The 13,480-nt window shown below is 35.1% G+C and carries 12 protein-coding genes; all 12 read left to right on the top strand.

From position 1 onward, the window contains the following. Positions 1-46 precede the first annotated feature (46 nt). The 12 genes from CDOM16189_RS07015 (at position 47) to CDOM16189_RS06960 (ending at position 13,471) form a co-directional block, all read left to right on the top strand. Positions 47-820, top strand: a complete 774-nt coding sequence (locus tag CDOM16189_RS07015) for a HugZ family heme oxygenase (protein ID WP_169973195.1) — start codon at positions 47-49, stop codon at positions 818-820. A gap of 249 nt (positions 821-1,069) precedes the next feature. After that, on the top strand, positions 1,070-3,091 hold the full coding sequence (locus CDOM16189_RS07010; protein WP_169973193.1) for a TonB-dependent receptor: 2,022 nt from the start codon (positions 1,070-1,072) through the stop codon (positions 3,089-3,091). A 237-nt stretch (positions 3,092-3,328) separates the two neighbouring features. Next, positions 3,329-5,296, top strand: coding sequence for a TonB-dependent receptor (locus CDOM16189_RS10025; RefSeq protein ID WP_349304341.1), 1,968 nt, complete (start codon positions 3,329-3,331; stop codon positions 5,294-5,296). Between the two features lie 136 nt (positions 5,297-5,432). Then, on the top strand, positions 5,433-6,065 hold the full coding sequence (locus tag CDOM16189_RS07000; RefSeq protein ID WP_169973191.1) for a MotA/TolQ/ExbB proton channel family protein: 633 nt from the start codon (positions 5,433-5,435) through the stop codon (positions 6,063-6,065). Beyond that, complete coding sequence (locus CDOM16189_RS06995; RefSeq protein WP_169973189.1) at positions 6,046-6,459, top strand: ExbD/TolR family protein; 414 nt, start codon at positions 6,046-6,048, stop codon at positions 6,457-6,459. The genes CDOM16189_RS07000 and CDOM16189_RS06995 overlap by 20 nt, the downstream gene beginning before the upstream one ends. A 28-nt stretch (positions 6,460-6,487) precedes the next feature. Further along, the gene (locus tag CDOM16189_RS06990; protein ID WP_169973187.1) at positions 6,488-8,473 is read left to right on the top strand and encodes a TonB-dependent receptor; all 1,986 of its coding nucleotides are present in this window, start codon (positions 6,488-6,490) and stop codon (positions 8,471-8,473) included. After that, complete coding sequence (locus CDOM16189_RS06985) at positions 8,463-9,446, top strand: FecCD family ABC transporter permease (RefSeq protein WP_169973185.1); 984 nt, start codon at positions 8,463-8,465, stop codon at positions 9,444-9,446. The genes CDOM16189_RS06990 and CDOM16189_RS06985 overlap by 11 nt, the downstream gene beginning before the upstream one ends. Beyond that, positions 9,446-10,219 (top strand): ABC transporter ATP-binding protein, encoded by a 774-nt coding sequence (locus tag CDOM16189_RS06980; RefSeq protein WP_169973183.1) that lies wholly within the window; start codon positions 9,446-9,448, stop codon positions 10,217-10,219. The genes CDOM16189_RS06985 and CDOM16189_RS06980 overlap by 1 nt, the downstream gene beginning before the upstream one ends. A gap of 1 nt (position 10,220) precedes the next feature. Then, the gene (locus CDOM16189_RS06975; protein ID WP_169973181.1) at positions 10,221-11,021 is read left to right on the top strand and encodes an ABC transporter substrate-binding protein; all 801 of its coding nucleotides are present in this window, start codon (positions 10,221-10,223) and stop codon (positions 11,019-11,021) included. Between the two features lie 19 nt (positions 11,022-11,040). Next, positions 11,041-11,739, top strand: coding sequence for an energy transducer TonB (locus tag CDOM16189_RS06970; RefSeq protein WP_169973179.1), 699 nt, complete (start codon positions 11,041-11,043; stop codon positions 11,737-11,739). Positions 11,740-11,741: 2 nt separating this feature from the next. Further along, positions 11,742-12,962 (top strand): radical SAM protein, encoded by a 1,221-nt coding sequence (locus CDOM16189_RS06965; RefSeq protein ID WP_169973177.1) that lies wholly within the window; start codon positions 11,742-11,744, stop codon positions 12,960-12,962. Then, positions 12,959-13,471 carry a flavodoxin family protein gene (locus CDOM16189_RS06960; protein WP_169973175.1) on the top strand — a complete coding sequence of 171 codons (513 nt, stop codon included), beginning with the start codon at positions 12,959-12,961 and terminating at the stop codon, positions 13,469-13,471. Before CDOM16189_RS06965 ends, CDOM16189_RS06960 begins: the two co-directional genes overlap by 4 nt. Positions 13,472-13,480 lie beyond the last annotated feature (9 nt).

Here is a 13,480-nt window from a genome sequence, read left to right as displayed (position 1 = left end):
CTATTTTGTTACTATTGAGTAATTTTTTAAATTTTAAGGAGTGTTAATGAAAGAAAGAGCGATCGAGCATATGAACTCAGATCACATGGAAACCGTTATTGCGTTTTGTAAGAAATTTGGTTCTTTTAAAGATGTAAGCAACGTAAAACTAACTGATATGAACGAAGACGGACTTATCATCACATGTGATCAGGGCGAGGTTTTTGCACCGTTTTTAAACAAGGTAGTTAACGGCAACTACAAAGATGAGATAATGGCTCTATATAGAAGCATCGACGTAGGCAATGGACTTGAAAAGATCGAAAAAGGCGTTATCGAACTTATCGATTCTCTAAAAACGGTTATCATTTCAAGCGTGCATAGCAACATGCAATGTGTCGGCTCATATACACCGTTTGTAAGAATTAATGAAGATATATACATCTGCCTAAGCTCGGTTGCCGAGCACTACCACTCGATAAAGGCAAACCCTGATAAAATTTCTTTGCTTTTCATAGAAGATGAAAGTGCTACTAAGACTATATTTGCAAGAAACCGTTTAAGCATAAAAGGTGAAGCTAAATTTGTAGAAGACGAGGCACTTAGAAACGAAATTTTTGATAAACTTGCAGAGAAAAATCCAAAAGAATCAGCTATAAAACAGCTTAGAAATATGTCTGACTTTTATATAATTAAACTTGAGTTAAAAGACGGCAGATATGTAAAAGGGTTTGGTGCGGCATACAACTCAAAAGGACTTAAACTAAGCCAAGCTGCAGGAGAGAGCAACCCTCACAGAAAAAATCCTCACGGACATAACCCTCACCAAAAACAACACTAAAATATTTTTTAACAAGATAATAAAGTCGTCAAATTTTGACGACTTATTCAACATTAAATTCCATATAAAAATTAAATTTTAAAAACTATACAGCCCAAAAAACAATCTATTTTTATTTATATAATATTGATTTTAATTATCGATTAAGTAATAAAGTTATATTATTTTACTCAATAAACCAACAGAAATATAAAATTTGTATCAAAAAATCAAAATATATAAATCTAAATTACAATAAAGGAGTTAGAAATGACCAAGGGTTCAAAGGTTGGCAAAATAGCCATAATCGTATCTTTAGCTGCAGCTATGAATTTATACGCTACAGAAGATAAAACTGCAAAGCTTGAAAAAACAATAGTAACATCAACAGGCTTTGAAACACAATTAAAAGACGAGGTAAAAAACGCTTACATCATAACTTCAGAAGAGATTAAAGATAGAGGCTATAAAAGCGTCTCCGAGGTGCTTGAAAAGGCTCCGGGAGTTTATATATCAAACGCTGGTGTGTTTGGCGATGAAGAGATAGATATGAGAGGTCAAGGCGCATATGCTAGAACTAACGTTAAAACTTTAATCAATGGTGTAAGTCTAAACGTACTAAAAGCGGGACATGGAACGATAGCTACACCATTAAATTTAATAGCAGTTGAAGACATAGAAAAGATTGAAATCATACCAGGAGGCGGAGCGGTATTATACGGAGGTGGAACTGCAGGTGGTGTTATAAATATAATCACAAAGAAAAAGCCTAGAGATTTTTATGCGAATTTATCATCTAAAATCGCTTCATATAACTATAAAGATGCAGTTATCGGCATAGGCGGACTAGCAAATGAGGATTTGTTTTTAAAATTTAGCGCAAAAGGATTTGATTCAAAAGGCTATAAAAGAGGCGAAGAGACAAGTGGATACTATTTAAACGGTAGCATAAACTATCAGATAAGCGATAAGCAAAGTATCGCCATAGCTCCTAGCTTTTACTCTCAAAAATACAAAAATCAAAGTAATGCTCTTACAAAAAAACAAGTTGACCAAGATAGGCGCCAGTCAAATAAACCCGAAGATCCTCAAATATATAAAAAATTTGACATAACGCTTGATTACTCTTTAAAGCTTAGCGATAATTATGAAATCAACTTTATGCCTTACTATCTATATACAAAATTTAAGCAAGAAAGTAAAGCAGAGAAAGTATTTTCGGACAAAAAAATCGGTGCAAATTTAAAAAATAGATTTACTTATGATAATGGAGAGTTAATATTCGGATATAATTATGAAGATATCTACGATAAATTATCACAAAAAGATGAGCTGGGTAAGGAAATTCACTCTGTATATTTCTTTGAAAAGCATAATTTTACAGATCTGCTATCTTTTAACTTTGGAGGAAGATACGAAAGAGCCTCTTATGATGTAAAAAGACCTGCTAGTCCAATACATAAGAGACCTGCATTTAATAGCAGCAAAAATACAAACTCTCACGCATTTGAGATAACTCCGAATTTTAAATACTCGGACACCGGCAATATATATTTGAAATTTGAAAAAGGCTTTGTGTCTCCATCCCCTCAAGAGCTAGTTGACAACATTAAGGTTGGTCCAAAGCAGTATGAGTATTTCTTTAACGATTTAAATCCGGAAACATTTTATGCCTATGAAATCGGTTTTAAGGATATGATTTTTGATCAATTCTTGAGTGCTGCCATATTTTATACCGATACCAAAGATATGATATTTGCAAAGTGGACTGAGCCTCACGGCAATCCTATGAATCCAAACGTCAACTGGGAGAGAAAATACATAAATCTTGACAAAGCAAAAAGATATGGATTTGAAATTTATGCAGAACAATATCTTTTAGATAACAAGTTAAAACTCACCGAGTCATTTAGTCATGTAAATGCAAAAGCTACATTTGAGAGAGAAGATACCAAAACCAAGAAGACGAAAACGGTAAAAATGGAGCTTCCTCATGTTGCGAAACAAAAATTTATATTAGGAGTTGATTATTCACCTATTAAAAATCTCAATTTATACGCTGACTTAAAATATTATTCAAAAATTTTAAATAGCGAAAACGAAAAAATGGACTCAAAAACTCTAGTCGATATTTCTGCTAAATATAATTTTACAAAGAATCTTTCAGTTGTTGGCGGTATAAAAAACTTATTTGATAAAAAATATTTCTCATACTATTCAAGCTCGGGGAAAGGAACTTACTACCCTGCTCCGGAGCGAAATTACTACGTAGAGTTTAAATACAACTACTAATAAATTTAGGCGAGTAAACCGGCTCGCCTAAACTCTCTTTATAAAATAATTAAAATATTGATTTTAATTATCTATTAATAAATTTGATGATACAATTTTTTCCGTAAATTTCATAAAAAACAATTTAAGACAACAAAACCGCAACTATAAAGCGTGTATTTAACATATCTTGCGCGGTATTAAATATATAAAAATAAGAGCAGATAAAACCAGTTCAAAATAGACAAGGAGAGAAAGGTGTTTAAAAAAATCACAACCATTAGTATTATCGCGGTAGCCGCTCTTTACGGCTCTGATGCAAATACAAGACTTGATAAGACGGTTATCACGGCTACTGGCTTTGAGAGTCCTTTAAAGGATGAGGTAAGAAACGTATCGATAATAACCTCCCAAGAGATAGAAAACAGAGGCTATAAAAATTTAAAAGAAATTTTAGAAAAAGCTCCCGGAGTTAGCTTCAACGGCAAAACTGTAGATCTTAGAGGTCAAGGAAGCAAAGCAAACACATCTGTTAAGGTGCTTTTAAACGGTGTTGCGATGAATATGATAGATACTACCCCTACGACTATACCTATAGATCTCGTTCCGATAGAAGATATCGAACAAATCGAAATCGTACCGGGCGGTGGAGCCGTGCTATACGGAAGCGGAACCAGCGGAGGAGTTATCAATATCATAACAAAACAAAAAGCCGTAAAACCATACGCAAACATATCTACCAAAATAGCCTCATACTCATACAAAGATCTAAATTTAGGCGTTGGCGGGAACGTAACGCAAGATCTATTTTTAAAAGCTACCGCCAAGGCGTTTGATGAAAAGGGCTATAGATACGACGAGAAAAACAAAGGTCACTACGCCTCTTTTGGATTAAATTACAAAATTGCAGATAATCAAAGCATAGTTTTTAACCCAAGCTATTTTAAGGCCAAAACTTACGGAGTGCCGACTTTATCCGCAGAAGAGATGGCTATAAACAGGCGACAAGCGGGCGGAGAACCAACCCTAACCACAAGCAAAAGACTAAATTTTGACGCAGACTATGCGATTAGATTTAATGATAAATTCGATATGCACATCATGCCTTATTATCAAGACGTGAAAATTCTTCAAGACGGTTTTCATATGAAAGATAAAAAAACCGGAGCAAACGTAAAAACAAGATATAACTACAGTAGCGGCGAACTTATAACAGGTTATGATTACTTAAACAACGAAGGCTACAGGATGATAAACGTCAATGTTAAAACGCCTATGTTTTCAAGAAATCAACTTACCGTATTTGATATGCAAAAGCAAACCCACTCTTTATATCTGCTTGAGAAACATAACTTCACCGACATCTTTTCTCTAAGCGCAGGAGCGAGGTTTGAAAGAGCGGATTATGATGTAATAAGAGATGTTAGTGTAGCTATGAGTAGGGGCGGTAGAACTATAAATACAAAAGACTACTTAAAAGTAGGAGACGATAAAAACAACTACGCCTATGAGATAACGCCGAATTTTAAATATTCAGATAGCGGAAGTATTTATTTTAAATTTGAGCGCGGATATATATCTCCGGGACCAAATCAACTTATAGATAAGCTTGGTCCAAACGGACCTTATGTCTTAAACAATCTTAAATCAGAAACATATCATGGGTATGAGCTTGGACTTAAAGATCTTGTATTTGGAAATTTCTTTAGCGCGACTCTTTTTTTAACCGATACTAAAGATGAAATTTTAACAGTTTCTCTTGGAAGAAACGTTAGCGACGGATGGAATTTTAAAAATATAGACAAGACCAGAAGATATGGAACCGAAATTTATTCAGAGCAAGAATTTGGAAAATTTAAGCTAAAAGAGAGCTTTTCGTATGTAAATGCAAAGATTAAAACAGGCAAAAATTCAGGACGCAAAGTTCCTTTAGTGGAAAGAAGCAAATTTGTAATAGGGGCTGAGTATGAGCCTATTAAAAACTTAAATTTTTCAACCGACTTTAAATATCTATCAAGCTCCCTTGATGCAAACTATGACAAGATAGACAGTAGAAAAATTGTTGACGTGGGTTTAAGCTATAAATTTACAAAGGGAATTTTAGTGTCTGCGGGTATAAAAAATTTATTTAATGAAAAATATAATTATACTCAAAGCAAACAAAACAACTCTTACGACCCTGCTCCGGAGCGAAATTACTACGTAGAATTTAAATACAACTACTAACGAATTAAGCGAGCAAGGCAAGCTCGCTTAAATTTTACTATATATCTATAACATATTGATTTTAATTATCGCTTAATTAAAATAATGCTACAATCATCACTTGGATTTAATAAGCACATAATAAAAGAGGAAACGCATGTATGAATATTTACAAACAGGCGGCATATTTATGTGGCCTATATTTTTCTTATGTATTTTAGCCGTTGCGGTATTACTTGAAAAGGCTTTTTATTTTACATTTATTGAAATAGACGCTACAAGCTCATTTAAAATGAAGCTTGGCAACCTCATACTAGAAGGTGATACGGATAAAATAAGAGAATTTTGTAAAAAATACAAGAACTCTCTAGCAAAAACAACTATTTTTGTTCTTGACAATACAGAGAATTTAAACTCCATAAACAAAACACAAATTGAATATACTATAGAAGAAGCTATTACTGTAGAGCTTGCAAATTTAGAAAGAAGAAGCTGGATATTAGGACTTTGTGCAAGCGCAAGCCCTCAGCTTGGACTACTAGGAACGGTTGTAGGTATGATAAAGGCCTTTGAAGGACTTAGCTCAAGCGTAAATGCTCCACTTGTAGCCATAGGCATATCAGAAGCGCTTTATACGACTGCGGCGGGACTTATAGTAGGAATTCCTTCGCTAATCTTTCATCTAATGATAAATAAAAAGATTGATTTTATACTAAATGATTTAAACAGGCTCATAAGCTTATTTGGTAGATGCTGCGAGAGGAGATGTTGTGAAGTTTGTCCGTCGTAGCAGGCACAAAAGCGCCAGCATTTCGATGCTAAATTTGATTGACGTCATATTTGTCTTGCTTTTGTTTTTTATGGTAACGACTACTTTTAACAAATTTGCACATATAGATATAGCGCTTCCTGAAACTAAATCGAATTTAGAAGACAATGAAAACGATGTAGTCCAATTATTTTATCTAATAGACGGAGGCTTAATACTAAAGATAAACGAGACTGAAAAAATATTAAATAGCGAAATTTTAAAAGATGAAATTTCAAATTTAAGCCCTGCTCATAAAAAAAATATCACTCTAAATGCAGATGAGGCCATAAACTACGGAAAAGTAGTTGATGTGATATCGGTTTTAAAAGATGCAAATGTGCAAAACGTTGAATTAAACATCAAGAAAAAATAACACAACTAAAAAAAGGAGAAAATAAAAAATGTTTAGAAAGATAGCGTGTATTAGCATTGCTGCAGCATTAGGTCTATTTGCAGCAGAGGCTCCAACAAAGCTTGACAAGACAGTCATCACAGCCACAGGATTTGAAAGTCCTCTAAAAGATGAAGTTAAAAATGTCTATATCATCACATCAGAAGAGATAGAAAGTCGCGGATATAAAGATGTAGAAGAGATATTAGAAAAAGCTCCTGGAGTAAATTTTATAAACTCTGGCTTTGGAAAAACGATTGATTTAAGAGGCCAAGGAAATAAGGCAAATACATCGGTTAAAGTTTTACTAAACGGCATGGCTTTAAACATGCTTGATAGCTCGCACGCTTTCGTTCCTATAAATTTCTTAGCTATTGAAGATATCGAACAAATCGAGATCATACCTGGCGGCGGTGCTGTTTTATACGGTAACGGAACAAGCGGTGGCGTAGTAAACATAATAACAAAACAAAAACCTAGAGATTTTTATGCAAACGTCTCAACCAAGCTAGCTTCATACTCTTATAAAGACCTGAATTTAGGCTTAGGCGGAATGGCTAACGAAAATTTATTCCTAAAAGGAAATTTTAAAGCACTTGATGAAAAAGGCTATAGAGATGGCGACAAACAAAGAGGATTTTACGCAAGTCTTGGTATAAATTACCAAATTTCAGACAATCAAACACTAGCGATTAATCCGAGTTATTATAAAACTAAAGTAGATACTACAGAATCTATTACTAAAGATAAACTGGAAAAAAACAGAAGACAAGCTGGCACACCTGCAGAGCAATTAACTCATAAAAAAATAGATATTAGCGCTGAGTATGCCATAGCGCTTAGCGATAAATTTAAGTTAAATTTAATGCCTTACTATCAAGAGATAAGCATGCGAGGAGCTACGAGCGATTTTACAGATAAAAAAACAGGAGTAAATTTAAAAAGTAGATATGATTACGGAAGCGGTGAATTTATAGCAGGCTACGACTATCTTCAAAACAAAGGCATAAGAGAGCGTGATAGAAAATTTATGGGTGGACACAGCTACACTCTTGTAGATCTTAAAAAGCAAACACATACGCTTTATGCATTCGAAAAGCACAACTTTACAGACGCTTTTTCACTAACAGGCGGATATAGATTTGAAAAGGCAATCTATGATATCAACAGATACGCAAAAACAACAATGCCTGCAATGCCTCCTAGATTTCCTATGCCTATGACAATAATTGATAGTATAGATACTGATAAAAATATGAACAACCACGCATTTGAGATAACTCCTAGTTTTAAATACTCAGATACAGGTAATGTCTACCTTAAATTTGAACGCGGATATATCTCACCATCGCCTACTCAACTAACAGATAAAGTAAGTGTTGGGGGAACACCGGAATACAAACTAAATGATCTAAAATCTGAAATTTTCCATACTTACGAGCTTGGATTAAGAGATCTTATCTTAGGTCAATACTTTAGTGCCACAGCTTTTGTCACAACCACAAAAGACGAGATCGTAAACGAGATGTTAGGAGGACACTCGACATCTTGGAGATTTTATAATATAGATGAGACAAGACGCTCAGGATTTGAACTTTACTCAGAACAAAATCTATTTGACAGTCTAAAGCTAAGCCAAACATTTTCATACATAGATGCCAAAATCAAAAAAGGTAAAAAAGCCGGCAAAAGAGTTCCTTACGTATCAAAAAGCAAATTTGTATTTGGCATAAACTATGAACCAATTAAAAATTTCAACATCTTAACAGATCTTAAATACTACTCAAGCCAATTTAATAGTGCTTACGAGACAATAGATGCTAAAACAGTAGTTGATTTTGGATTAAAATATAAATTCAAAAACGGCTTTTCGGTTGCAGGCGGAGTCAAAAATCTATTTAATGAAAAATACAATGACTTCCAAAGCGAAGCGGCCAACGCATACGTTCCAGCAGCAGAAAGAAACTACTACGTAGAGTTTAAGTATGCTTACTAAAAACAAGATGAGTATCCTTTTTGGGATACTCACTATTATTCTTTGCATCATATCGCTAAGCATAGGCGGAGCTGATATAAGCTACAATGATATTACAAATTTAATCCTTGGTAAAGAGATAGATGAAATCAAGCAAGCTATCTTGTTAGAGCTTAGGCTTCCTCGACTTGTTATGGCGATTTTAATAGGTATGTTACTAGCAAGCTCGGGTGTCGTGGTTCAAAGCGTGTTTTTAAACCCGCTTGCAGATCCGTATATCATAGGAATAGCCGCAAGTGCGACATTTGGAGCTGTTATAGCATATCTTTTAAAACTACCAGACATATACTATGGAGTATTTGCATTTTTTAGCTCAGCTGTGCTATCTTTGGTAATATTTAAGCTCTCAAAAAGAGGTAAATCAATAGCAACCCTTCTTATAATAGGTATTGCCTTTTCATCATTTTTAGGCGCTTTTACATCATTTGCTACATATTTAATAGGCGAAGATAGCTTTAGAATCGTAGCTTGGATGATGGGGCATCTTAGCGGAGCGACATGGGAAAGAATTGCATATATAGTAGCTCCTCTTGCTCTTTCAATGACATATTTTTACATGAAAAGATTTGAGCTAAATGTCATTTTAAGTGGAGATGAAGAGGCTCAAAGCCTTGGCGTGGACGTAGAAAAAACTAAAAAATACTTGCTTATCGTCTCATCCTTAGCCGTTGGTTTTTCAGTCGCATTTACAGGGATGATAGGTTTTGTGGGGCTAATCATACCGCACACTCTAAGGATGATATTAAGAACTTCAAGCAACGTAGTATTAATCCCTGTTTCAGCATTTGCAGGCGGATTTTTCCTGCTAGCCTGCGATACTATAGGTAAAAGCGTGCTAAATCCGGTTGAAATTCCGATCGGAGTTGTAACTGCGTTTTTTGGAGCGCCTTTCTTTCTGTTTTTAGCTATTAAATCAAGGCAGGGCATAGTCTGATGAGCGTAATTGTTGAAAATCTAAATTTTACTTACGGAGCCAAAGAGATATTAAAAGACATAAGCCTAAATGCAAAAAATGGCGAATTTATAGGCATTTTAGGGCCAAACGGATGTGGTAAATCAACTCTTTTAAAAAACATCCTAAGAGTGCTTGCTCCAAAAAGCGGAATAGTAAAAATAATCGACAAACCGCTTAAAGACTACTCTTTAAAAGAGCTTGCTAAAACACTTGGCTTTGTGCCTCAAAAATCGGTTCTGTCTATGCCTCTTTTGGTTGAAGACATCTTACTTATGGGAAGATTTTCTCACCTTAAAAGCCAATTTTCAGGATACAGCAAGGAAGATAGACAAAAGGTCAATCAGATTATGGAGTTGCTTGACATATCTCATTTTGCAAAGCGTATCGCACACTCTCTTAGTGGAGGAGAATTTCAGCGTGTTTTACTTGCACGTGCACTTGTAAGCGAACCAAAAATTTTGCTTTTAGATGAGCCTACATCTGCGCTTGATCTAAACTACGCCATAGAAATTATGAAAATCTGCACCAAGCTTACTAAGGAGCTAAATTTACTATCTATAATGGTTTTACACGATCTAAATTTGGCATCTTTGTTTTGTAACGAAGTTTTGATGCTAAAAGATGGTAAAGTGAAATATAAAGGTAGTCCAAAAGAGCTTTATACAAAGGAAATTTTAAAAGAAATTTATGGACTAAACTGCGATGTTATCGAATATAAGGACAATCCGTTTGTGATTGCATTAAAGGATTAATATGAAAAAACTGTTTTTAATTTTAGCGATATTGGCAAGTTTTTTAAATGCCAAAAAGTTGGTCGTTCTTGACCCTGCAGTAGTTGAGATCATATATATGCTTGAGGCAGAAGATCAAATAGCGGCTATTTCAACTCTTTCTATGTCAAAAATTTGGCCTGAAGAAAAGACTTCAAAGCTAAAAAGCGTAGGCACGTACACAAAGCCAAATTTAGAAAAGATAGTCGAACTAAAACCTGATCTTGTAATAGTTAGCTTTCACTCGGTAGATGTGCAAGATAGTCTTAAAAAATTTAATCTTCCTACGCTTACTCTAAAAGCCGATAGCGTCGATGGAATCTATAGTAATATTGAAGAGATAGGCAAAATAACCGGCAAAGAGGAAAAAGCGAAAGAGGTAATAAACAATATAAAAGCTAAATTTAAAAGCTTTGAAGATCCAAGATTAAAAGGCAAAAAAGTCGTATCATTTTTCTCTTCAACCCCTATTACCACTTTTAGCTCATCGACCCTACCAGGAGATATGCTAAAAAAACTAGGATTAGTAAATATAGCTGACGGATTAGAGGGCGCAACACCTGTGGTTTCGCCTGAGTTTATACTATCTTCAAATCCTGATTTTATAATCATTATAGGCGGAATGGGAAATGGAAACGATATCTTAAAGACGAGTCCTGCGCTCTCAAAGACAAACGCAGCCAAAAATAATAAGATCATAACAGTTCCATCATCACTTCTACTTCGCGGAACTCCTCGTATAGGAGATGGAGTGGAACATCTTTATAATTTATTGATAAAGTAAAATAAAGGGGTTAAAATCTATGCGCTACTTTATTCTCTCTTTGATTATAAATATAGCAATACTATTTATACCGCTTCAGTCAGATGAAATTCTTTCAAAAAAGATAGAGGAGCAGGTTCAAACAAAGGTTGTATTAAATTTTGTCAAAGAGGTAAAAGAGGAGCCAAAAGAGCCCACTCCGCCTATTGTGCCTGAACCCATTATAGAAGAACCTATAAAGGAGCCTGAGGTAGAAGAGGTAAAGATAGAGCCTGAAATCGTAAAAGTAGAAAAGCCAAAAGAGATTAAAAAACCTAAACCAAAAAAAGTCGTGAAAACCCCTAAGAAAATTCCTGTGCAAGAGCCTGTAGTAGAGGTGCCAAAAGTGGAACCCGTAGAGGTTGCTCCTGTAAAAGAAGTCGCAGCTCCTACGATAGAGAAAAAAGAGGTTATCAACAAGGAGGGGTTTTGCAAGGAAAATGTAGGTTTCAAAGTTTTAAAAGAGCCTAGAGCGGATTATCCCAAAAAGGCTTTAATGCTTAGACTTAAAGAGACATTCTACGTGGAAGTTGATTTTAAGATAATAAATGATGAGATAAAAGTTGTCGCCGTTAGAGGAAAAAATAAAATTTTTAACGATGAGGCGGAAAGACTTACAAAAGATATGCAGATAAAGGTTCTAAAAGAACTTAGCCACTGCGTGATAACAAAACCTTATGAGTTTAAGATAAAGGATTAAAAATGTTTAAGGAACGTATAAAGGGACATCATACTGGAGGAGGCGGAAGCAAGCCTGTTCCGGCAACAGAGGAAGAGCTTTTTGAATTTTTACAAGGCACTCCTGAGCGTAAAGACGGTATTATATATTTTCATATACCGTTTTGCGATAATATCTGTTCGTTTTGCTCGATGAATAGAAGCAAACTTGAAGGAGAGCTTGATACTTATACTGAATTTTTACTAAGCGAAATTGAAAAATTCGGCAAATTTCCATATATGAAAGCCAAAAATATAGAATCTGTATATTTTGGCGGCGGAACTCCTACGGTGCTAAAGGAGAAGCATTTAGATCCGATAATAAACGCAATACATAAGAATTTTAAAATTTCTCCTACTTGCGAATTTAGCCTTGAAAGCACGTTGCACAACCTAAGTCCAAAGAAGCTCAAACTGCTTGATAAGCTCGGGGTAAATCGCTTTAGTATTGGAGTTCAAACCTTTTCAGATGATGGCAGAAAGCTTCTAAATAGGGTATTTGATAAAGAAGAAGCACTTAAGAGATTAAAGCAAATAAGAGATAATTTTGATAAATTTGTTTGTATCGATATCATATATAATTATCCTGGCGAAACGATAGAAGAGGTGCTTGAAGACGCAAGAATAGTAAAAGAGCTCAAAATAGACAGCGTTAGTTTTTACTCATTGATGTTTAGTCAAGGATCTGTTCTATCTAAAGAAATTTCGCCTGACTACTACAGCCTTGAAACCGACAAAAAGCTTCATCACGCTTTTGCAAATTCTCTTCTTGATAGCGGAGATTACGAAGTTTTAGAACACACAAAGATAAATAGAAAAAATAGAGATAAGTATAAATATATCCGTCTTGGACATAAAGGGGAAGATACTCTTCCTATAGGATTTGGAGCAGGCGGCAGGCTTGGCAATTACTCGATGTTTGCGATGAATAAAGAGCGTAGAATGATCACAAAGACAAATGAAACGCAAAGAAATTTCGGAAAATTTATGAGTCTTTTCCAATATCCAAATGTAAAATTTAGCGATATGAGTCAATATATAAAGCCTACTACTCTTGAAGAGATCAAAGATTTTCTAAAACTTTGCGAAAAACACGACTATATGAAAGTTAACGATCATGGTGCAACCTTAAATATTGAAGGAGTATTTTGGGGAAATACTATGGCGGCTGAAATATCAAAAATAGCAAGAAAGGATTTTGAATGAAAAAAGTTGTAGTTTATAGCTCACTAACTGGAAATACGCGCAAAGTGGGCGAAGCCATAGCAGAAGAGATCGGATGTAAGGCGGTTAGCTTTGAAGATGAGTGCGTTAAGGATTTGGGCGAATTTGACTTCGTAGCGGTTGGCTTTTATGTAGATAAGGGCGGTCCTGACGCCCATTTTAAACGCTACATAAAAGAAAAGATTAAAAATAAAAATGTAGGTCTTTTTATAACTCTTGGAGCCGAGCCTGAAGGCGAGCACGGAGTAAAGATGCTTGAAGTCGGTAGAGAAATTTTAGAGCAAAACGGCAATAAAATTTTGCGCGAATTTATCTGCCAAGGTGCGATCGATCCAAAACTTATCGAGCAGATGCGCGAAATGGCTGCAAAAGCAGGAGATAAAGCGCTTCATCCTATCACGCCTGAGCGCGAAGCAAGATGGGCTGCTGCTGCAAGCCATCCGGATGAAACCGATATAGCTAACGCAAAAGCTGCATTTAAGGGGGTTTAATCCCTCTCC

The organism is Campylobacter sp. RM16189 (assembly GCF_012978815.1).
Taxonomy (GTDB): Bacteria; Campylobacterota; Campylobacteria; order Campylobacterales; family Campylobacteraceae; genus Campylobacter_A.
This window is presented reverse-complemented; position numbering and strand designations above follow the sequence as displayed.